Annotated in this window: 19 protein-coding genes; 9 read left to right on the top strand and 10 right to left on the bottom strand. The window is 58.6% G+C overall.

Translation table 11 applies throughout. The annotated features are described in order from the left end of the window. The first annotated feature begins 1 nt into the window (after position 1). Together NV64_RS06835 and NV64_RS06840 are read left to right on the top strand one after the other, a co-directional pair. Complete coding sequence (locus NV64_RS06835) at positions 2-643, top strand: DUF2057 family protein (protein ID WP_056236822.1); 642 nt, start codon at positions 2-4, stop codon at positions 641-643. Positions 644-725: 82 nt separating this feature from the next. Further along, the gene (locus tag NV64_RS06840; protein WP_056236823.1) at positions 726-1,184 is read left to right on the top strand and encodes a methylglyoxal synthase; all 459 of its coding nucleotides are present in this window, start codon (positions 726-728) and stop codon (positions 1,182-1,184) included. 12 nt (positions 1,185-1,196) lie between these two features. Here NV64_RS06840 and helD read toward each other — a convergent pair whose 3' ends face one another. Next, complete coding sequence (gene helD, locus NV64_RS06845) at positions 1,197-3,251, bottom strand: DNA helicase IV (protein WP_101505597.1); 2,055 nt, start codon at positions 3,249-3,251, stop codon at positions 1,197-1,199. Positions 3,252-3,381: 130 nt separating this feature from the next. On the opposite strand from helD, the gene NV64_RS06850 reads away from it, so the two are divergent. Both NV64_RS06850 and yccS read left to right on the top strand, forming a co-directional pair. Further along, positions 3,382-3,828 carry a YccF domain-containing protein gene (locus NV64_RS06850; RefSeq protein WP_101505598.1) on the top strand — a complete coding sequence of 149 codons (447 nt, stop codon included), beginning with the start codon at positions 3,382-3,384 and terminating at the stop codon, positions 3,826-3,828. A 9-nt stretch (positions 3,829-3,837) separates the two neighbouring features. Then, positions 3,838-5,973: a YccS family putative transporter gene (yccS, locus tag NV64_RS06855; protein ID WP_101505599.1), complete on the top strand. Its 2,136-nt coding sequence runs from the start codon at positions 3,838-3,840 to the stop codon at positions 5,971-5,973. A 13-nt stretch (positions 5,974-5,986) separates the two neighbouring features. Here the strand turns inward: yccS and NV64_RS06860 are convergent, their stop codons facing one another. Continuing rightward, positions 5,987-6,598 carry a TfoX/Sxy family protein gene (locus NV64_RS06860; RefSeq protein WP_101505613.1) on the bottom strand — a complete coding sequence of 204 codons (612 nt, stop codon included), beginning with the start codon at positions 6,596-6,598 and terminating at the stop codon, positions 5,987-5,989. A gap of 213 nt (positions 6,599-6,811) precedes the next feature. On the opposite strand from NV64_RS06860, the gene sulA reads away from it, so the two are divergent. After that, on the top strand, positions 6,812-7,318 hold the full coding sequence (gene sulA / locus NV64_RS06865) for an SOS-induced cell division inhibitor SulA (RefSeq protein ID WP_056237171.1): 507 nt from the start codon (positions 6,812-6,814) through the stop codon (positions 7,316-7,318). Positions 7,319-7,662: 344 nt separating this feature from the next. Beyond that, a complete protein-coding gene (gene ompA, locus NV64_RS06870; protein WP_056236830.1) occupies positions 7,663-8,733 on the top strand; it encodes a porin OmpA in 1,071 nt (356 codons plus the stop codon). Positions 8,734-8,838: 105 nt separating this feature from the next. Here the strand turns inward: ompA and matP are convergent, their stop codons facing one another. After that, a complete protein-coding gene (matP, locus tag NV64_RS06875; RefSeq protein WP_056236831.1) occupies positions 8,839-9,294 on the bottom strand; it encodes a macrodomain Ter protein MatP in 456 nt (151 codons plus the stop codon). A gap of 185 nt (positions 9,295-9,479) precedes the next feature. On the opposite strand from matP, the gene NV64_RS06880 reads away from it, so the two are divergent. Together NV64_RS06880 and fabA are read left to right on the top strand one after the other, a co-directional pair. After that, positions 9,480-11,234 carry a Lon protease family protein gene (locus NV64_RS06880; protein ID WP_101505600.1) on the top strand — a complete coding sequence of 585 codons (1,755 nt, stop codon included), beginning with the start codon at positions 9,480-9,482 and terminating at the stop codon, positions 11,232-11,234. Between the two features lie 68 nt (positions 11,235-11,302). Beyond that, the gene (gene fabA / locus NV64_RS06885) at positions 11,303-11,821 is read left to right on the top strand and encodes a bifunctional 3-hydroxydecanoyl-ACP dehydratase/trans-2-decenoyl-ACP isomerase (RefSeq protein ID WP_056236835.1); all 519 of its coding nucleotides are present in this window, start codon (positions 11,303-11,305) and stop codon (positions 11,819-11,821) included. Between the two features lie 115 nt (positions 11,822-11,936). Here the strand turns inward: fabA and rmf are convergent, their stop codons facing one another. The 6 genes from rmf to rlmKL form a co-directional block, all read right to left on the bottom strand. Beyond that, complete coding sequence (gene rmf, locus NV64_RS06890; protein ID WP_072166377.1) at positions 11,937-12,104, bottom strand: ribosome modulation factor; 168 nt, start codon at positions 12,102-12,104, stop codon at positions 11,937-11,939. A 276-nt stretch (positions 12,105-12,380) separates the two neighbouring features. Further along, the gene (pqiC, locus tag NV64_RS06895) at positions 12,381-12,944 is read right to left on the bottom strand and encodes a membrane integrity-associated transporter subunit PqiC (protein ID WP_101505601.1); all 564 of its coding nucleotides are present in this window, start codon (positions 12,942-12,944) and stop codon (positions 12,381-12,383) included. Next, entirely contained in the window at positions 12,944-14,584 is a 1,641-nt protein-coding gene (gene pqiB / locus NV64_RS06900) for an intermembrane transport protein PqiB (protein ID WP_056236838.1), read from the bottom strand. The genes pqiC and pqiB overlap by 1 nt, the downstream gene beginning before the upstream one ends. Beyond that, entirely contained in the window at positions 14,571-15,845 is a 1,275-nt protein-coding gene (pqiA, locus tag NV64_RS06905) for a membrane integrity-associated transporter subunit PqiA (RefSeq protein ID WP_056236840.1), read from the bottom strand. Before pqiA ends, pqiB begins: the two co-directional genes overlap by 14 nt. Before the next feature lie 31 nt (positions 15,846-15,876). Next, complete coding sequence (locus NV64_RS06910; protein WP_056236842.1) at positions 15,877-17,790, bottom strand: ABC transporter ATP-binding protein; 1,914 nt, start codon at positions 17,788-17,790, stop codon at positions 15,877-15,879. 6 nt (positions 17,791-17,796) lie between these two features. Beyond that, entirely contained in the window at positions 17,797-19,914 is a 2,118-nt protein-coding gene (gene rlmKL, locus NV64_RS06915) for a bifunctional 23S rRNA (guanine(2069)-N(7))-methyltransferase RlmK/23S rRNA (guanine(2445)-N(2))-methyltransferase RlmL (RefSeq protein WP_056236843.1), read from the bottom strand. 137 nt (positions 19,915-20,051) lie between these two features. Here rlmKL and NV64_RS06920 point away from each other — a divergent pair, with 137 nt between their 5' ends. Next, on the top strand, positions 20,052-21,161 hold the full coding sequence (locus tag NV64_RS06920; RefSeq protein WP_056236845.1) for a YcbX family protein: 1,110 nt from the start codon (positions 20,052-20,054) through the stop codon (positions 21,159-21,161). Between the two features lie 14 nt (positions 21,162-21,175). Here the strand turns inward: NV64_RS06920 and NV64_RS06925 are convergent, their stop codons facing one another. Continuing rightward, positions 21,176-21,721 (bottom strand): cell division protein ZapC, encoded by a 546-nt coding sequence (locus tag NV64_RS06925; RefSeq protein WP_056236847.1) that lies wholly within the window; start codon positions 21,719-21,721, stop codon positions 21,176-21,178. Positions 21,722-21,817 lie beyond the last annotated feature (96 nt).

The following is a 21,817-nucleotide window of genomic DNA, read 5'->3' on the forward strand; positions in this document are numbered from 1 at the left end:
AATGAAGTTGTATAAGGTTATCACCGGGTTGGTCATGATGCTGGTTGCCGCCGCGGTACCCGCCACCACGTTAAAACTCTCCCCTGAACTGGACCTGCTGGTGCTTGACGGGCGCCGGATTTCAGGATCTCTCCTGAAAGGCGCCGACGGGCTGGAACTGGAACGTGGTGAACATCAGCTGCTGTTCCGCCTGGAAAAAAACCTTAATCCACTGGCCCACCAGCGCGACACCTGGCGCTCAGCACCACAGATCGTCACCTTTATCACCAACAGCCGTTCGGTAGTGATCCAGTTCCCGGCGATCGGTACGCCACACGACGGCAGGGCCTTTGATAAAAAGCCGCAGTTCAGGCTGGTCGATGAGCAGGGTAATGAAATAGCCAGCAAGCGCGACCGGCTGCTGCAGCCGATCAACGGCGATGCGGAACAGGTGATGATCCAGTACAACCTCACCGGTAAAATTGCCTCGGTGCCGCGTTTCGCACAGTCAGGGCAGCGTTCAGCGCTGGCCGGCCCACCGGCCGCAGAGATGGCCGACAGCCACAGCGCCGCCGAGCGTATGTTGCACCTGTGGTATCAGCAGGTGGACTCCGCCACCCGCCAGCGTTTTGTGATGCTGCTGAAGGCGCTGCATACCAGTTGATCCCGCTTTGCCGCTGGCGCTACACTCAACTCCCTGTTTGACCTGATAATAACATCACCCTCTTTGCTCACAGGAAAGTTGAATGGACCAGACAAGCCGTACCCTCGCGCCGAGTAAGCATATTGCGCTGGTGGCGCATGACCACTGTAAAGACACTCTGATGCAGTGGGTAGCCGCCCACAAAACGCTGCTGCAGCACCATACGCTCTACGCTACCGGCACCACCGGCAATCTGGTGCAGCGCGCTACAGGACTGCCGGTCACCGCCATGCTCAGCGGCCCGATGGGCGGCGATCAGCAGGTGGGTGCGCTGATTTCAGAAGGCAGGATCGACGTGCTGATCTTCTTCTGGGACCCACTTAACGCGGTACCGCACGATCCTGACGTTAAGGCCCTGCTGCGGCTGGCCACCGTGTGGAACATTCCGGTGGCCACCAACCTGGCGACGGCCGACTTCATTATCAGTTCACCGCTGTTCTCCGGCGAGCTGGCCATTCAGATCCCTGACTACGAGCGTTACCTGCAGCAACGTCTGAAGTAACGCCCGCTGGCGTCAGGGTTTTCTCAACTGCGGAACGCCCTGACGAATTAACTCTGCAACAAAGGCCGAAGGCTGCTGGCGATCGACCATCAGCCACACCTGGTGACGGGCGCGGGTCAGCGCCACGTAGGCCAGCCGCCGCTCTTCCGCATCCGGGAAATCTTCTGCCTGGGGTAGCAACGCCGCCTCCATTACCGATTCGCGTGCCGCGGCCGGGAAGCCCTCTTTACCCGCGCTCAGCCCCAGCAGGATCACGTAATCCGCCTGCTGCCCCTTACTGGCATGAATGGTCATAAAATCCAGCGTCAGATTAGGCCAGCGGGTCGCAGCCTTATCGAGCAACGGCGGCCGGAGATAGTGATAGCGCGCCAGCAGCAGCACCCGTTCGCCACTTTTTACGTAACCGCTCATTTTATTAATCAGCGCTTCCAGCTGGTCATCCGGCAGCAGCTGTACCGCTTTAGCACCGCCCTTCGTCAGGCTGTTGAGCGGCTTTTTTAACTGATGCGGGTTGCTCTGCACAAAGCGGTTGGCCACCTCGCCGATGCGCTGGTTAAAGCGGTAGGTGGTGTCGAGCACGCAGCGGTCACCTTCACCAAAGTAGTGATGGAACGCGGTGGTCAGGGTCATCTCGGCGCCGCTGAAGCGGTAAATCGCCTGCCAGTCATCACCGACGGCAAACAGCGTGGTCTGGCTGTTCTGCCGCCGCAGCGCAGACAGCAGCGCGGCCCGCTGCGGGGAGATATCCTGAAACTCATCGACGAGGATATGCTTCCACGGGCTGACAAAACGGCCTTTTTCCAGAATATTGACCGCCTGATGGATCAGGCCGGCGAAATCCACCGCTCCCTCCTCCTTCAGCGCGTTTTTCCACGCTTTCAACAGCGGCGCCATCAGCCGGATACGTTTGCTGAACAGATCGCGCACCGCTTCCGGCGCGCTGTCGATCATCGCCGCCTGCGCGCCGCCGTGCGTGCGCATCAGCCCCAGCCAGCGGTCGAGCCGGCTGGCCAGTTTTTTAGCCAGCCGGTCATCCTGCCAGAAACTGCCGTCGTCCAGCTGCCACTCCAGCTCATCGGTCAGCCACTGCCGCCAGCCGCTGGCCTGCGCCTTCTTCTCGCTGCACTGCTGACGCCAGGCGTCGATAAGCAGCCGATGGCGGGCGTCGGTATCGCTTTCAAGACGGCTGACCTTCGGGGACTTCTTGCTGCCCTGCTGAATAATGAGCAGCGCCAGCGAATGGAAGGTGCGGGCTTCAATCTCGTCGCTGTGCAGCCGTTCACTGATGCGCGCGTTCATCTCCTGCGCCGCCTGGCGGCCGAAGGCCAGTAGCAGGATCTGGCTGGCGACCGCCTGCTTACGCAGCAGCAGCCAGCCGGCTCGCGCCACCAGCACCGAGGTTTTACCGCTGCCCGCCCCGGCCAGCACCAGCACCGACTCCTCGCCGTTGACCACCGCCCGCGCCTGGGCATCATTCAGCGGCGAGCTCTCCACACCGTCGAAGAAATCAGCATACTGCTGCAGCATGCGCCGGGTCCATGCACCGTTACGCGTCTGCCGCTGGCTCTCGCTGTCCTGCAGCCACCGCAGGCAGTACTCATAGGGCTCGCTGCAGGCGTCAAAGTCCATCAGCCGGTCAACGGGTAGCGGCAGGGCGGCAAAGGTGTCATCGATCTGCTGTTGAAAGCTGCTGATATCCGCCCGTTTCAGCCAGCGGTCCTGCTGTTCCAGCTCGCGCAGACGTCCGGCCTGCGCCTCCAGCACGACGGCGGCAATGCCGCTCATCTCTTCGCTCCACTGCTGCCACGCATGGCTGAAGTAGTGGAAGAAACGCTGAGTTTCACCCCATTCGGTACCGTGTAAACGCACAACTTTGTCATCCGGCAGGGAGAATTCCAGCTCTCCCCACACCAGCCCACGCTTGCACCTGACGGCCAGCAGCTGGTTAAACGGGATAACGTACTCATGCTTTTCGCCGCTCACCTCGACGCCCGCGTTCAGCAGCCGCACGCGATTATAGGGATGCTGTGCCAGATGTTTGCCCAGCGACGTTGCTTTCAGTTCCATTCCGGTGCCCCTGGGCTGCGGTTATTTTCTTCTGACGACAGTTTAACGGGCGCGGCGATACCGCTCCAGTGCTAAAACACGTTACAATCAAGCGATTGTCCTGACACCCTGTCTGAGAAGGAGCCCCGCGATGCGCGCAGTTCTCAATATTCTGAATTTTGTTCTTGGTGGCTTTCTGACCACGCTATCCTGGCTACTGGCCACCGTAGTCAGCATTATCTTCATCTTCACGCTGCCGCTCACCCGCTCCTGCTGGGAGATCACCAAACTGTCGCTGCTGCCTTTTGGCAACGAAGCCGTTCACGTCGATGAACTTAATCCGGGCGGCAAAAGCGCGCTGCTCAACTCCGGCGGCACGCTGCTGAATATCCTGTGGTTTATCTTTTTCGGCTGGTGGCTGTGCCTGATGCATATTATGGCGGGTATCGCGCAGTGCATCACTATTATTGGCATTCCGGTTGGTATCGCCAATCTGAAAATCGCGGCCATTGCGCTGTGGCCGGTAGGCCGCCGCGTGGTGTCGGTCGAGGTGGCCCGCGCCGCGCGCGAAGCCCGTGCGCGCGGACAGTTCCGCTAAGATCCGGGAATGACTGCACTTATCACCCGCGGGCTGCACCGCTACGCTTTCAATACCAGCTGGCTGTATAACCTGCGCATTACCCTGGCGCTGGCCGGCACCGCGGCGCTGCCGTGGTGGCTGGATCAGATTAGCTGGACCATTCCGCTGACCCTTGGGGTGGTGGCTGCGGCGCTGACCGACCTCGACGATCGCCTGAGCGGCAGGTTGCGTAATCTGCTGATCACCCTGACCTGTTTCTGCATCGCCTCGGTCTCCGTGGAGCTGTTATTCCCCCATCCGTGGCTGTTTGTGGTCGGACTGGCGATCTCCAGCTGGGGATTTATTTTACTGGGTGCACTGGGGCCGCGTTACGCCACCATCGCCTTTGGCGCCGTGCTGATCGCTATTTATACCATGCTTGGCATCAACCTGTTTGAGCAGTGGTATCTGCAGCCGCTGCTGCTGCTGCTGGGAGCCGTGTGGTACAACCTGCTGACACTGAGCGGACACCTGCTGTTTCCGATCCGCCCGCTGCAGGATAATCTCTCCCGCTGCTTCAGCCAGCTGGCGCAGTACCTGGAAGCGAAAGCCAGCCTGTTTGACCCGGACCTGGAGCAGGATGACCGCCAGGCGCTGATAGCCGTAGCGATGGAGAACAGCAAACTGGTGGCGGTGCTTAACCAGGCGAAAAGTTCGATTCAGTCGCGCCTGCGCGGCGATCGTGGCCAGCGCGGCACCCGGCGCACGCTGCACTTCTATTTTGTCGCACAGGATATACACGAACGCGCCAGCTCGTCGCACGTGCAGTACCACCACCTGCGTCAGTCATGGGGGGCCAGCGATATCCTGTTCCGCTTCCAGCGTCTGCTGACGCTGCAGGCACGCGCCTGTGAGCAGCTGTCGCAGGCGATCCTGCTGCGCGTGCCCTACCAGCACGATGTGCGCTTCGAGCGAATGTTCCACAACCTCAATGCCACGCTGGCGCGTCTGGATGGCCAGCAGCCGGACAGTACCGAGCTGCAGGCGATGCACTATCTGCTCAATAATCTGAAGGCGATCGACGCCCAGCTGGCCACGATTGAGTCCGGACAGAACCCGCCCGGCACACCGCCGTCCGATCAGCGGCTGTCCAGCGACGGCCTGACCGGCTGGGGCGATATCCGCCTGCGGCTCAGCCGCCATCTCAGCCCGGAATCTCCGCTGTTTCGCCATGCGGTGCGCCTGTCGCTGCTGTTATGCACCGGCTATGCCTTTATTCAGCTGACCGGGCTACAGCATGGTTACTGGATCCTGCTGACCAGCCTGTTCGTCTGCCAGCCTAATTACAGCGCCACGCGCCGCCGGCTGACGCTGCGTATCCTCGGTACGCTGGCGGGCATCGCCATTGGTCTGCCCCTGCTGTGGCTGGTTCCCTCCACCGAGGGGCAACTTCTGCTGATCGTGCTGTTCGGCGTGCTGTTTTTTGCCTTCCGTAATGTGCAGTACGCGCATGCCACCATGTTTATCACCCTGCTGGTGTTGTTCTGCTTCAACCTGCTGGGAGAGGGCTTTGAGGTGGCGCTGCCGCGCATCATCGATACCCTGCTGGGCTGCGGTATTGCCTGGCTGGCGGTGATGTTTATCTGGCCTGACTGGCGATTCCGCCGGCTGCCCGCCGTGGCACAGCGCACCCTGAACGCCAACTGCCGCTATCTGGATGCGATTCTGATTCAGTATCATCAGGGTAAAGATAACCGGCTCGACTATCGTGTGGCCCGCCGCGATGCGCACAATGCGGACGCCGAGCTGGCATCGGTGGTCTCCAGCCTGTCAGCCGATAACAAAAGCGACCGGGCATTGCGGGAAGCGGCGTTTCGACTGCTGGGCCTGAACCATCTGTTCCTCAGCTATATTTCCGCACTGGGCGCGCACCGTGAACGGCTGGAAAGCGACGAGATGCTGCAATTGCTGGATGATGCCGTCTGCTATGTCGATGACATTCTGCACGCGGACGTCGCAAATGAAGACCGCGCGCAAAGGATGATCGACAATCTTGCCGAGCGTATTCAACACCAGGAGAGCCAGGATAATACCAAAGAGCCGCTGGTGCTGCAGCAGGTCGGTTTACTGGTCGATCTGCTCCCTGAAATTGCCCGGCTTAACAGGCGTCTCGCCAGCCGTTAACGGCCCAGACCAGTTATCGCCGATCGCGCTGCGCATTCAAGTAAAACCAGATGCGCAGCTCCTCCTTCACCGCACGCGGCAGGGCTTCGTAATGGCGGCCGACAATTGCCCCCTCCAGCGCGAGGAGTGCGGCAAGGCCAAGGTTTTTATTGCAGGCCCGTAGTTTCAGCCAGCACTGTTTCGCTCCCTGCTGACGGAGATGGTTGATGGTATAAATACCCACCTGGCGCAGCAGCATCTCCATACGAAACCCCATATTGGGCAGATCTTTAATCCGCCGGTTGCTGATGCGCGCCTCGCGCTGCCGCTGGGCACCTTTCAGGCACAGGCTGGAGAGCGCCACCAGTTGATCGCTGTCCGACCAGAGCGCGTTGTCTACCCGATAGTAGTTCATCTCAACCGGCACGCCGCGCTTATGCATACTTAGCGGCACCATTTTACGTTCCGCGATGTAGGGCTGCACCTGCTCACAAGCCCGCAGGTAGAGTTCCCCCTCCGCCACCACCGCGAATACGGTCTTTTCTACCGAGAGACAATAGCCGCCAAATTGCGTGCGTGATTCCACGCAGCCCAGCGCGGCCAGACGCTGTTTGGTGGCTTCAATTCTATCCTTTGAACTTTTCATCATCATCCTCCGCGTCGCTTAAGAAAACTCTCACAACTTCCTTTAAATCAACGCACTGAGGATGCCGCTTCCCCTGTTACTCGTTCAATCAATAATTTAGATAACGCCGTTTTAGATTGCGATTTTGAGAGACGTCATCAAAAAATAAGGTTGATCTTTGCTCAGCAGCCATATACTGTATATTCATACAGTAACAACGTGAGCGAAGACATCATGCGTACTCATTCCCTGAAATCTCAGTCTGTTAACAGCACCTGGCATGGAGCAGCGCGCGGCACCCCCTCCCCTGCCTGCGCCAGCGGCATGGTCAGCGAACTGGTTTACAGTCAGAATCAACCCGGCATGACTCAGCTGTTACTTCTGCCGCTGCTGCAGCAACTGAGTACCCAGTCTCGCTGGCAGCTGTGGCTAAACCCGCAACAAAAGCTAAGCCGTCACTGGTTGCTGCAGTCAGGGCTGCCGTTGGAAAAAATGATGCAGGCCCCCCACTCAGGTTCGATTGCGACCGTGGAAGCGATGATCAAAGCGTTGCAAACCGGAAATTACAGTGTGGTGCTGGGCTGGTTTGATGAGGAAATATCAGAAATCGACCGGCAGCGGCTGGAGCAGGCCGCCGGTTCAGGCCAGGCGCTTGGTTTAATAATGCGGCCAGAACGCTCAGTTTCTGCGCAGGAGAGACCGTTAAAAGGATTAAAAATTCACTCGAGTTTGTATCATTAAGTAAAAATAGGATTTTTCTCAGGATTTTTCGTTGTGCAATGCCGTGCGGGCCTCCGATTATGTCATACCGGGGCTCAGGGATGATTTGGCTGGGGATTTAGACCGTCATTCACCCTCAGAATTCACTCGGAAATGTTAAAAGTTTTGTAAGAAACGCCCTTTTTTTGCTGAGTGGCCTCACATCTTACTTGTAAGTTTGCCGGTACGTTGTAGACTTTATCTCGCCAGGGTGCTCAAAAACCTCCTTTTTTGGAAGAGTCATAAATGAGCTCATAGCCCGGCAAGGATAACCAAAGAGCTTATTTTAAGCTCATTGCCTATTTGGATGATAACGAGGCGCAAAAATGAAAAAGACAGCTATCGCAATTGCAGTGGCACTGGCTGGCTTCGCTACCGTAGCGCAGGCCGCCCCTAAAGATGACACCTGGTACACCGGTGCTAAACTGGGCTGGTCTCAGTACCATGACACAGGTTACTACGGTAACGGTTACGAAAACAACAATGGTCCTACCCACGAAAATCAGCTGGGCGCGGGTGCATTCGGTGGTTATCAGGCTAACCAGTACCTGGGCTTCGAGCTGGGTTATGACTGGCTGGGCCGTATGCCTTACAAAGGCACCGTGACCAATGGCGCATTCAAAGCGCAGGGCGTGCAGCTGGCAGCTAAACTGAGCTACCCAGTGCTGGACAACCTGGACGTGTACACCCGTCTGGGTGGTATGGTATGGCGTGCAGACTCCACTCAGAAACGTTCTGATGGCAGCCGCATCTCTGACCACGACACCGGTGTTTCTCCACTGGCCGCGGTTGGTGTTGAATACGCACTGACCCCTGAGTGGGCTACCCGTCTGGACTACCAGTGGACCAACAATATCGGCGACGCCGGTACTGTGGGCACCCGTCCTGACAACGCCTTGCTGAGCGTAGGTGTTTCTTACCGCTTCGGTCAGGAAGAAGCTGCTGCACCGGTTGTTGCTCCGGCACCAGCCCCGGCTCCAGTTGTTGAAACCAAGCGTTTCACTCTGAAGTCTGACGTGCTGTTCAACTTCAACAAATCTACCCTGAAGCCAGAAGGCAAGCAGGCTCTGGATCAGCTGTACACTCAGCTGAGCAACCTGGATCCGAAAGACGGTTCAGTAGTTGTTCTGGGCTACACCGACCGTATCGGTTCAGAGCAGTACAACCAGAAACTGTCTGAGCAGCGCGCTCAGTCTGTGGTTGACTACCTGGTCTCTAAAGGTATCCCGGCTAACAAAGTTTCTGCACGTGGCCAGGGTAAATCTAACCCGGTTACCGGCAGCACCTGTGACAGCGTGAAAGGCCGTGCGGCCCTGATCGACTGCCTGGCGCCAGACCGTCGTGTAGAGATCGAAGTTAAAGGCATCAAAGACGTTGTGACTCAGCCACAGGCTTAAGTCATCCCGTGATGCAAAAAAACCCCGCTCTGCGGGGTTTTTTATTGTCCTGATTTTGTGCAGTACGGGCGATACCTGCATCGGGTTAACGTACCGTTCCTGACGTTACTCCGGTTTGCCAAGCATATCCTTTAGTCCCTGCTTCAGTGAAGACATCTGGCTGGCGTACTCTTCTTTGCGTTCGGCATCTTCAATCAGCTGCACGATGGTTTCCGACAGCGTGCTGTCACGACGCTGGGCCAGACCGGCAAGGCGCTGCCAGACAAGATACTCCAGATCGATGGATTTCTTACGCGTGTGCTGATGTTCCGCATTGAAATGACGCTTGCGGCGGGCGCGGATGGTCTGTTTCATCCGGTTTTCAAGCAGCGGATTGATGTGTGCAGCAATCCAGTTGGCGACGTCAACCGGCCGGTTCTCCATCGCCAGCAGCTCCTCCACCACCGCCTGGGCGGCGCTCTGCTCAATATAACGCGTGATCAATTCTCCCTCGCGGTGTTTTTTCACCAGGTACTTCCATTTCCACCCGCTTTCAAGATTTTCCAGTTGCTGATATTTCATCGGAATCTCATGCTGATCACATAACGACTTAAGAATAACAGCTTTTTTTCATCTGGCAGTAAAGAAAACCGACGAGGTGAGATGAATAATGTGTCTGCCGCCGCGTAAGCGCATGTCTGCGGTGCTTAACAGGCTGAATTATTGTATAATGCTGCTTTTATTCCAATGTGAAAAATACGATAACTTTGACCAGCAACCAACTCGAGTGGCGTGCCCTACAGCCCGATACTGAACGCTTTCAACATCTTCTTTCCCAGGACGTTGTTGCCGATGCAGAGTGCTTTGCCTCGGTACAGTCGCGCCTGTTTAATGGCCTGAACCTGTTCCTGCAAACCCCGGCAAAAGTACCGCTTATGCTGGTTAAATGTGCCGAAAGTGCTGAATATCTGGCTTTACTGCACCGTATCCTCTCCTCCCTGCACGAGGATGAACCGGATGCGCTGTATGGTGGTTCTTATCAGATCGACGGTACGACCGTTCACTGGCATCCGGCACAGAGCACCGGCGAGCCGTTCGCCAGTGAAGGCGGCGTCCATTGCGCCGACTGGATTGAAGCCGAGCAGCTGTTTGGCTGCGTGCGCCAGTACCAGGGCAACGTCCAGCTGACGCCGGGGCTGGTTCACCAGGCCAACGGCGGTGTGCTGATCCTGTCGCTGCGCACGCTGGTGGCACAGCCGCTGCTGTGGATGCGGCTGAAGCAGATGCTGACCACCGGCCAGTTCATCTGGTACTCGCAGGATGAAACCCGCCCGCTGCCGCTGGCGATACCCGCGATGCCGTTGAGTTTCCGCCTGCTGCTGATCGGCGAACGCGACGTGCTGGCCGATTTCCAGGAGATCGAGCCGGAACTGGCCGCGCAGGCGCTGTACGCTGAATTTGAAGAAAATATTCAGCTGGCGGAAGATGAAGAGTTCAGCCAGTGGCAACAGTGGGTGACCGGTATCGCTCAGGACCTGGGCTATGAGGCCCCGGCTGCCGACTTCTGGCCGTTACTGGTGCGTGAAGGCGCGCGTTACACCGGCGATCAGGATACGCTGCCGCTCGATCCCCTGTGGCTGACCAGCCAGTTGCAGGAGGCCGCCCTGTACAGTGAGGCCGGCCTGCTCAGCGGTGAAAACCTCAGCGATGCGTTGACCACCCGCGAATGGCGTGAAGGCTTCCTCAGTGAGCGGATCCGTGATGACATCCTGCTCGATCAGATCCTGATTGAAACCGAGGGTGAGGCCGTTGGCCAGATTAACGCCCTCTCGGTGATCGAATTTCCCGGCCATCCGCGGGCGTTTGGCGAACCGTCACGCATCAGCTGCGTGGTACACATCGGCGACGGTGAGTTCACCGACGTTGAGCGCAAGGCCGAGCTGGGCGGCAATATTCACGCCAAGGGCATGATGATCATGCAGGCGTGGCTGATGGCCGAACTGGACCTGGATCAACAACTGCCCTTCTCGGCGTCGATTGTGTTTGAACAGTCCTACGCCGAAGTGGACGGTGACAGCGCCTCGCTGGCTGAACTCTGCGCGCTGGTCAGTGCTCTGGCTGACCAGCCGATCAATCAGCAGATTGCGGTCACCGGCTCCGTCGACCAGTTTGGCCGCGTGCAGCCGGTCGGCGGCCTGAATGAAAAAATTGAAGGCTTCTTCGCCATCTGCAACCAGCGCACCCTGTCAGGCAGCCAGGGGATTATCATCCCGACGGCCAACGTACGTCATCTCTCTTTACAGCAGGATGTGGTGGACGCGGTGCGTGAGGGTAAATTCCACCTGTGGGCCGTCTCAGGCGTGGAAGAGGCGCTGCCGCTGTTAACCGGCGTGGAATGGTACAAAGAGAAGCAGCCTTGCCTGTTACAGTCCATTCAGGAGCGTATCGCACAATTCAACCTGCCAGACGCGCGTCAGCGCCCCTGGCCGCTGCGCTGGTTAAACTGGTTCAACCAGCGCTGACAGGGCTTGCTCAGCTTACACGTGTTCGCTAAACTTCGTGCTTCATTAAAATAAGGCTTATAGAGAATATGGTAGATAAACGCGAATCCTATACAAAAGAAGACCTGATCGCTTCTGGTCGCGGTGAACTGTTCGGTGCTGAAGGCCCGCCACTGCCGTCCGGCAACATGCTGATGATGGACCGTGTAGTTAAAATGACCGAAGACGGCGGTAACTACGGTAAAGGCTTCGTGGAAGCAGAGCTGGATATCAATCCGGACCTGTGGTTCTTCGGCTGCCACTTTATCGGCGATCCGGTGATGCCTGGCTGCCTCGGCCTTGATGCCATGTGGCAGCTGGTTGGCTTCTACCTCGGCTGGTTAGGCGCTGAAGGTAAAGGCCGCGCGCTGGGCGTGGGCGAAGTGAAATTTACCGGTCAGGTGCTGCCGACCGCGAAGAAAGTCTCTTACCGCATCCACTTCAAACGCGTGATCAACCGCAAGCTGGTAATGGGCGTGGCAGACGGTGAAGTGCTGGTTGACGGTAACGTAATTTATACAGCCACCGACCTGAAAGTGGGCCTGTTTAAAGACACTACCGCGTTCTGATAGTTTTGCCCCCGCGTTCACCCCCGGCAGAATATTGCCGTGCCGGGTGAACCGCGGGGTACAAAACGAAAACCTCCGCTTAAGCGGAGGTTCATTCCTTTTCTGTGAACAGGGGTTACGCGTTAACCGTCCTGTCCTCCATGGCCTGTCGCCAGCCTCCCAACCAGTGAGATCGTGCATCCAGTAATTGGTATGGACACATCTCTTTAGAGCGCCCGGTAATGCCGGCCTGATAACCTCTTGAATGTGCCCGATCCAGGCGATCTCGTTTCTGTCTCTTCATGCCGCGTTTCCCTCATCTGAGTCTTGGAATCTGGTGGAAAGAAAACAGTGGTTAGATTGTGCGCAACCACAGGACAGTTTTACCCCGGCTAAAATGAAAGATCAACGCGCAATTTTCACGCCAGCGTCATAATAGTGACGTAAAAAAATCGTAATCAGCGTGACTTTTTTTAGCGAAAAGCACCCTAACCTGCTGACGGGACGAAAAAAAACCTTTGATTCTGAAAATTCTGAATTTTCAAAAATCAAAGGCTTAGGCACTAAGTAAAGATTTTAATTAAGGTTTTGCAGCAATCGCATTAGCCATCTGCCGGCTGGCCTGCAGCCAGCCCTGCGCGAGCGTACGCACCATCGCGTCATAGCCATCCTCCGGCTGCGGCAGGGTAATGGCGAAGCTCTGCCGGCGCAGCTGTCCATCATGCTCCAGCACCCAGGCACCGCTGACCACTACGTGGCCATCATAACGGCCCTGGAAGCCGGTCACCGTCACGTTAAGCGTATCGTGGTCCGCCGCGGGCTGAGTGGTGGTCACCAGCGCGCCGGGTAACGCGGCGCTCAGGTTGCTGACCAGCGTCTGCTGCAGCTGCTGATCCAGCGGGCTGGCCCACAGGTTGCTGCTGGCAATCACGTACTGCACGTCGCTGGTCTGGTAAACCACGCCGTTGCCCGCCAGAGAATCGGGCACCGCAACGTGTTCAACCCACAGCGGGCGCATCTGCGCCTGACTGCTGACCGCGGTACCAGCTGCCGTCAGGTTTGGCAGCTGGTAGTAACGGGTCTCGCTGGTGCTGCTACAGGCGGTCAGCACCAGTGCCAGCGCAACCGGCATCCATTTGATCATTATTTCGCCCTCTTCGGCTGTGGGTCTTCGCCAGGTTTGGCCTCAAATACCAGCGCGTTGCTCTTGCTGTTCAGCGTGCGTAATACCGGCTGCAGCTCGCGCAGCACCTGGTCGAGACGCTGCATATCGCCGACCATCTTATTGTAAACCGGTGAGCCCGGCTGGAAGCCTTTCATGCTGCGGTTCAGCTCACGCAGCGTGCCCTGCATATCGGCGGGCAGCTGCTGCATCGACTGGCTGGAGGTGATCTTGTTCAGATTATCCAGCGTTTTCTGCAGCTCGCGCAGCGTGCGCTGGCTCTCTTTCAGCGTACCGGTCGCCTCATTCACCATCGGGTTCAGCGGCAGCGCGTTGATCTTATCCAGTGATTCCATCAGCTTCTGCTGGATCTGCGCCAGGCCACCGCTGGTGGTCGGGATCAGCTCATAGTTAGCGAAAGTGGTCGGGCCGGTAACCGCTTTGGCGTTAGCGTAGAAATCCAGATCGACGTACAGCGAACCGGTCAGCAGGTTAGCAGACTTCATCGAGGCGCGCAGGCCGGATCGGATCCCGTCCTTCAGGTGCTCTTCGAAGTTAAAGTCGTCACCCAGCTGCTTGCGGAAACGGTCCGGTTCGATGCGGATCAGCACCGGGATGCGGTAGTCGTTGTTCAGGCGCTGCGCGATGCCCGGCGCGGTAAACGGCACTTCTGCCACGGTACCCAAACGAATGCCGCGGAACTCCACCGGCGCCCCGGCCTGCAGGCCGCGTACCGAGTCGTTGAAGAACAGCAGGAAGTCTTTATGGTCGGTATACAGCGAATCCTGGGTGCTGCGCTGGTCGTCGAAAAGCTTGTATTCCGCCTTGTTCTGCGCCAGCTCTCCACGGTCCCAGCCGTCCGGGACGTCAAAGCTGACCCCGCCGCTGAACAGCGTAGTCAGCGAGCCCATCTCGACTCGCATGCCGTTCGCTGACATATCCACCGCGATACCGCTGTCCTTCCAGAAGCGCACGTTGGTGGTGATCAGGCGGTCATAAGGCGCGGCGACAAACAGCTGATAGGTCATCAGGCGTTTGTCGGCGTCAAAGGCGCTGGTCTCCACGGAGCCGACGCGGTAGCCGCGGAACAGCACCGGATCGCCGGCGTTAAGCTGTCCGGCCTTGCTGCTGTCCAGCGTAATACGAATACCCTTCGCATCCGGCGGTGCCAGCGGCGGCGCATCCAGCAGCTTATACTGCTCGGCACGTTCGCCTTTTGAACCCGGCTGCAGCTCGATATAGGCCCCGGAGAGCAGCGTGCCCAGCCCGGTGATGCCTTCACGGCCGATGGCTGGCTTCACTACCCAGAAGGCGCTGTCTTCGCGCAGCAGCTTTTCCATACCGGAATTCAGCCGCGCGGTGATCTCGACATGGTGCAGATCGTCGGTCAGCACGGCGCTTTCGACCACGCCAACGTCGACGCTGCGGCTTTTGATGGTGGTTTTCCCCCCTTCAATGCCCTCGGCGTTGGTGGTGATCAGCGTCACCAGCGGCCCCTGATGGCTGAAGTGGTAAAACAGGATCCAGGCACCGATCAGCACGGTGACGATCGGAATGATCCACACCGGTGACCAGCGTTTAATCTGATCTACCTTTGCGGTAGCGTGGTTATTGTCCGTCACGTGAAGACTCCTCAAGACTTTTTTCTCTGGTCCGATCCCAGATTAAGCGGGGATCAAAGGTAATGGCAGCAAACATGGTCAGGATCACCACCAGCGCAAACAGCAGCGCCCCGATGGCCGGGTAAATACTCATCAGCCGCCCCATACGCACCAGCGCAGAGAGCACGGCAATCACGAACACATCGATCATCGACCAGCGGCCCACCAGCTCAACCAGCTCATAGATGCGGTGCATACGGTCGCTGTCTCGCGGTTTCATGCTGTGCCCGTTGGCATCCCAGCACAGCCAGGCTATCGCCAGCATTTTCAGCGACGGCACCATAATACTGGCGATAAAGATCACCAGCGCCACCGGATAAGAGCCATCGCTCCACAACAGGATCACCCCGGCCATAATGGTCGAGTTCATCTGAGTGCCCAGCGCTTCAGTGACCATAATCGGCAGCAGGTTAGCCGGAATATAGAGCACCAGCGAGGTAATCAGCAGCGCCATGGTCCACTGCAGGCTGTGCCTGCGCCGCGCATGCCCGTGCGTGCCACAGCGCGGGCAGATAGCGGTGTCGCTGGCCAGCACCGCGGTACAGCAGGTGCAGGAACGCAGACCCTGACGCAGACCGCTGATGGCCGGCACCGGTTTTGTAGGCAACGGCGGCAACGGCGCCACCTGCTGCCACAGCGTGCGCCTGTCGATGCACTGGAAAGCGCGCAGCTGAAGCAGGCAGAACAGGCACCAGGGCACGAAGCTGAGGCCAATGCCGATATCGCCGTAGGCCATCAGCTTGACGAAGCTGACCAGCACGCCGGCGAGGAAAATCTCCGCCATGCCCCAGCTTTTCAGCTGAAACAGCGTGCGCGCCAGCGTTTTTTTCAACGCTGGCGGCACCCGCAGCGGGTTAACCAGCAGCAGGATCGCCACCATGCACAGTGCAGGTACGCCCTGAACAAACAGCAGGAACAGCGTCGCCAGACTGCTGTAGTCCTCCGCAACCATAACCGAAGGGATACGCATCAGGGTAATTTCGCTGCTCAGACCGGCAACGTGCATATTGACGAAGGGAAAAAGGTTGGCCAGCAGCAGCATAAACAGCGCCGCCAGTGCATAGGCGGTTGGCCGCCTGCGCGGCTCAACCCAGTTCATTTGGAGTGTGGTATGACAACGCGGGCAGCTTGCTTTGCTGCCCGGCCGGAGTTCTGGCATTTGTGTCATCAGGTCACACTGCGGACAGAGCATCCAGTGATGCGCGTGGTGCGACGAACACATACCTGACCCTCGGTGAATTTAACTCACTGCCTTATTCGCCGTTACTTAACGACTCAAGGTATTCCCAGCGCTCAAAGGCCACTTCCAGCTCTTTTTCCGCAACGGCCAGCGCATCCAGTACCGGCTGCGTTACCTCACGGGGCTGATTGAAGAAACTGGCGTCCGCCACCTGCGCCTGGTAAGACTCCAGGGTGGCTTCCAGCGCTTCCATTTTCTGCGGCAGCTGCTCCAGCTCACGCTGTAGATTGTAGCTCAACTTTGCCACCGGTTTTTTGGCCGTTTCCGCTTTTACATTTTCCTGACGCGGCTGGGCGCTGCTGCCTTTAGTAACCGCACGGGTTTGTTTAAAGGCGCTGCGCTGCAGCTGGGCATCATGATAGCCACCAACGAAGGCACCGATCTCGCCGTTGCCTTCAAAAATCCAGCACTCGGTCACGGTGTTATCGACGAACTGACGGTCGTGGCTGACCAGCAACACGGTGCCCTGATAGCCGTCGATCAGCTCTTCCAGCAGCTCCAGCGTTTCAACGTCCAGGTCGTTGGTCGGTTCATCAAGAATCAGCAGGTTGCTTGGCTTGAGGAACAGGCGTGCCAGCAGCAGGCGGTTACGCTCACCGCCCGACAGAGCGCGCACCGGGGTCATTGCGCGCTTCGGATGGAACAGGAACTCCTGCAGGTAGCCCAGCACGTGGCGTGGCTTACCGTTGACCATCACCTCCTGCTTGCCTTCCGCCAGGTTGTCCATCACCGTCCGGTCCGGATCCAGCTCGGCACGGTGCTGGTCAAAGTAGGCCACTTCCAGCTTGGTACCGATATGTACACGGCCGCTGTCGGCCTTCAGCTGGTCGAGCATCAGCTTGAGCAGCGTAGTTTTACCACAGCCGTTCGGGCCAATCAGGGCAATTTTATCGCCGCGCTGTACCTGACGGGAGAAACCGTTCACCAGCTGTTTACCGTTGATGCCGTAAGCGACATCTTCCAGCTCAAAGACGATCTTGCCGGAGCGGCTCGCCTCTTCCACCTGCATGTTGGCTTTGCCCATCACTTCACGGCGTTCAGAACGTTCGCGACGCAGCGCTTTCAGCGCACGTACTCGCCCTTCGTTACGGGTACGGCGTGCCTTGATACCCTGGCGGATCCACACCTCTTCCTGCGCCAGCTTGCGGTCGAATTCGGCGTTCTGCATCTCTTCAACGCGCAGCGCTTCCTCTTTGCTCAGCAGGTAAAGGTCGTAGTCGCCCGGCCAGGAGACCAGCTTACCGCGGTCAAGATCGACGATTCGCGTCGCCATATTGCGAATAAACGAACGGTCGTGAGAGATAAAGATAATGCTGCCCTGGAAGGTCTTCAGGAAGGTTTCCAGCCAGTCGATGGTCTCAATATCCAGGTGGTTGGTCGGCTCATCGAGCATCAGCACCTTCGGGTTGCTGACCAGCGCACGCCCCAGCGCCGCCTTACGCAGCCAGCCGCCGGAGAGCGATGACAGCTCAACGTCCGGCTCCAGACCGATCTGCTTGAGCACGTCGTGAATACGGCTCTCCAGCTGCCACAGGTTCTGGTGATCGAGGATGGTCTGCAGACGCGCCATCTCGTTGAGGTTCTTATCGCTCGGATCTTCCATCACCAGATGGGAAATCGCATGATAGGCTTTCAGGTGTTCAGCCTGCTCCTGCACGCCTTCGGCGACGAAATCATACACCGAGCCCTGCACGTTGCGCGGCGGATCCTGCTGCAGACGCGCCACGATCAGATCCTGCTCATAAATAATGCGCCCGTCGTCCAGCGGCTGTTCCCGGTTGATGATTTTCATCAGCGTGGATTTGCCGGCACCGTTACGCCCGACCAGACAGACGCGCTCGTTCTCTTCGATGTGCAGCTCAGTGTTATCCAACAGCGGCGCATCGCTGAATGAGAGGTAAGCGCCATGAATACTGATTAATGACATAACTCTTTATTCCTTACCGGCGTGCGTCAGCAGCCAGCAGTTGTGAATTTGACGGTTGCGGGCAAAATCCTGTGACTGGGTTTTGTCCGTAATTTCGCGGGCTTCCAGGCCCAGCGCGGCAAGGCCGGCCAGATCCATTTTGAAACCACGCTTGTTGTTCGAGAACATAATGGTGCCGTTATTGCGCAGCAGACGCTTCAGATCGCCCATCAGAGCCAGGTGATCGCGCTGTACGTCGAAGCTCTCTTCCATGCGTTTGGAGTTGGAGAAGGTCGGCGGATCGATAAAGATCAGGTCGAACTGTTCGTCGGCGTCGCGCAGCCAGCTCAGGCAGTCCGCCTGCATCAGGCGGTGCTGGCGGCCGGTCAGGCCGTTCAGCCGCAGGTTGCGCTCGGCCCACTCCAGGTAGGTGCGCGACATATCAACGGTGGTGGTGCTGCGCGCGCCGCCCAGGCCGGCGTGCACGCTGGCGCTGCCGGTGTAGGCAAACAGGTTAAGGAAATCTTTGCCGGCGCTCATCTTGCCCAGCATTTTACGCGCGATGCGGTGATCGAGGAACAGCCCGGTATCGAGATAGTCGGTCAGGTTCACCCACAGTTTCGCATCAAACTCGCGCACTTCGAAAAAGTCGCCCTTCTCGTTCATCTTCTGGTACTGGCTGGTGCCCTTCTGCTTTTCACGCGTCTTCAGCACCAGACGGTTGGCCGGCAGCTCCAGCACGCTGAGCGTGGCGGCGATCACGTCAAACAGACGCTGGCGGGCCTTGGTTGCATCGACGGTTTTCGGCGGCGCGTACTCCTGAATAATCACCCAGTCGGCGTAACGGTCGACCGCCACGTTGTAGTCAGGCAGGTCGGCGTCGTAAATACGGTAGCACTCAATGCCCTCCTGGCGCGCCCACTTGTCCAGCTTCTTCAGGTTCTTACGCAGGCGATTGGCATAATCATCTGCCAGCTGTGCCACGGCGCCGCCTGACGGGTTGGCCGCCAGCTGATAGTTTTTCTGTACGCAGTCCAGCGGGCCATTTTTCGCCTTAAACTGGCGATCGGCGCGCAGCTGCAGGCAGCTCAGCAGCTCCGGTGAGGCGCTGAACAGCGACAGGTTCCAGCCGCCAAACTGGCTTTTCATAATACGGCCCAGCTGGCTGTGCAGCGCAATCAGCGCCGGTTCACTCTCCAGACGCTCGCCGTAGGGCGGGTTGCTGACCACCGTGCCCGCCGGGCCTTCCGGCAGCGGGTTGGTCAGCTTCAGTACGTCCTGCGCGGTGAAGGCGATCAGGTCGGCTACGCCGGCACGACGGGCGTTAGCGCGCGCGCTTTCAATCACCCGGGAATCGTTATCGTAACCAAAGAAGCGCGAAGTGGTCTCTTTTGCTCCTTTACGGGCACGCACCTGCGCTTCGGTTTTGACTTCCTGCCACAGCCCGGCGTCAAACTTGTTCCAGCCGGTAAAGCCCCAGTGGTTGCGGTGCAGGCCCGGCGCGCGATCGCAGGCGATCATCGCCGCTTCCAGCAGCAGCGTGCCGGAACCACACATCGGATCGACCAGCGGGCTACCGGCCTGCCAGCCGGAACGCAGCACGATGGCGGCGGCCAGCGTCTCTTTCAGCGGGGCCGCACCGGTCTGCTGGCGGTAGCCGCGCTGGTGCAGGCCATCGCCGCTCAAATCCAGCGCGATGCTGGCGGTATCTTTATTCAGCCAGACGTTAACGCGGATATCCGGCTGCTCGCGATCCACGTCCGGACGCGGCAGATTTTTACGGGTAAAGCTGTCAACGATGGCATCCTTCACCTTCAGGGCACCGTACTGGCTGTTGCGGATCACCTCGTTCAGGCCGCTGAAGTGCACGGCAAAGGTTTTATCGCTGCCGAACAGCGCCGGCCAGTCGATCGCCTGCACGCCGAGGTAAAGATCCAGATCGCTGTAAACCCCACATTCGGTCAGCGGCAGCAGGATGCGTGAAGCCAGACGGCTCCACATCAGGCTCTGGTACATCAGACGATCGTCGCCCTGATAATGTACGCCGCCCTGGACGATCTGGCAGCTTTCCGCTCCCAGCGCTTCCAGTTCACTTTTTAACAGCTCTTCGAGCCCACGCGCCGTACTGGCAAACAGAGAATTCATAGCGTCACTTATCGTCTTCAGAAAATTGCTGCGCATTATAGCTAATCGGAGCGCCATGTCATAAAGATCGCGTGTTTTACGGCAAAACCCTTGTTACCATGCGGGCATTCATCGCTAAATTCAGGATCGGTCTCGACATGATCGTTCTCTCACGCTTGTTTATTCATCCGGTTAAATCGATGCGCGGTCTGCAGGTTTCGCACGCCCAGGCCCTGGCCAGCGGGCTGGCGTTCGATCGCCTGTTTATGCTGACCGATCCGGACGGCACCTTTATTACCGCCCGCCAGTATCCGGAGATGGTGCTGTTCACACCGTCGCTGATTATGAACGGTCTGCAGCTCAGCGCGCCGGACGGCAGCAGCGCCACGGTGCTGTTCAGCGACTTTGCCCCAGCCCCTGCGCCCACCGAAGTGTGGGGTACCCACTTTACCGCGCTGATCGCGCCTGACAGCATCAACCAGTGGCTTAGCGGCTTCTTCCCGCGCCCGGTGCAGCTGCGCTGGGCGGGGCCGGAGATGACCCGCCGGGTTAAGCACTATCAGCAGACGCCGCTGGGCTTTGCCGATGGCTACCCGTTCCTGCTGGTCAATGAAGCCTCGCTACACTCCCTGCAGCAGCGCTGCCCGGCAGGCGTGCGTATGGAACAGTTTCGCCCCAACCTGGTGGTGAGCGGCGCCGCGGCCTGGCAGGAGGACAGCTGGGCGTCATTGAAAATCGGCGAAGTAGAATTTGATGTCCCTAAGCCCTGCAGCCGCTGCATTTTCACCACCGTCAGCCCGCAGCACGGGCGCAAACACCCCGCCGGCGAACCCTTAGCCACGCTACAGGGCTTTCGCAGCGCGCAGGACGGCAGCGGCGACGTCGACTTTGGCCTGAACCTGGTGGCGCGCAACAGCGGCGTGGTTCGGGTGGGAGATGCGCTGGAAGTGCTCAGCCACCATGCGCCACGCCTGTACGGCGCGGGCGAGGTGGTGGAGACGCTGGAGGTCGCCAGCAGCGCGGTCAGCGAGCTGACGCTAAACTGGCAGGGCAAGGCTTTTTGCGGCGACAATCAGCAGGTGCTGCTGGAGCAGCTGGAGTTGCAGGGGATCGCCGTCCCCTACTCCTGCCGCGCCGGCATCTGCGGCAGCTGTAAGGTCACGCTGGTTAGCGGAGAAGTGAAGGCGTTGAAAAAAGGGGCGGTGCGCGCGGACGGCACCATCCTCAGCTGCAGCTGCATTCCGGCCAGCGACCTGACGCTGCGCTGAACCGGCCGCGCGGGTTACACCGCGCGCGCCAGCCGCAGATCGTCTGATTTCTGCTGCGGCAGCAGACGATCGTGCATGATTTTAATCGCGTCACCCAACTGCAAACCGCGCCCGGCGACCGTCATCTGCGGCTGCGCCACCAGGCACAGCGCGGCGCTCTCGCCCGGCTCCACCACCAGCAGGCTGGCCAGCTGGCCGCTGTCGGTAACGCGTACGCTAACCAGCTCGCCTTCTGCCGGCCGCCAGTCATGCTGAATATAGCTTTCAAAATGCCAGCTTTTCGGCATCAGCGGTTTCAGAAAACGCATCGCCACCAGCGCATTTAATACCAGCTCGGCGCGGCGGTCGCCTCTTATTCCGGCCTGACGGCAGCGCTCGTCAAAGGTAAAAAACAGCGCCGCGTCATCAACACAAAAACCGGAAACCGTAAAGGCATCCGGCGTTAACATCTTGCGCGGGAAGCGGGAACGGAACAGCATACCGTCAGCCATATCCAGCATCATACGGTCATGCTCAGCGTCAAAAAACCACCGCCAGTTATCGTCAGGTTTTATCCTCATGATGGATCCCGTATTAAATTGTTACATACATCCGGTCAGCCGTGTTCTGCCGGAAAAAATCTGCGCCCCTCTGAATCTCAGCGATCGCGGCAGCAA

This window comes from Erwinia sp. B116, assembly GCF_002865965.1.
GTDB lineage: Bacteria > Pseudomonadota > Gammaproteobacteria > Enterobacterales > Enterobacteriaceae > Erwinia.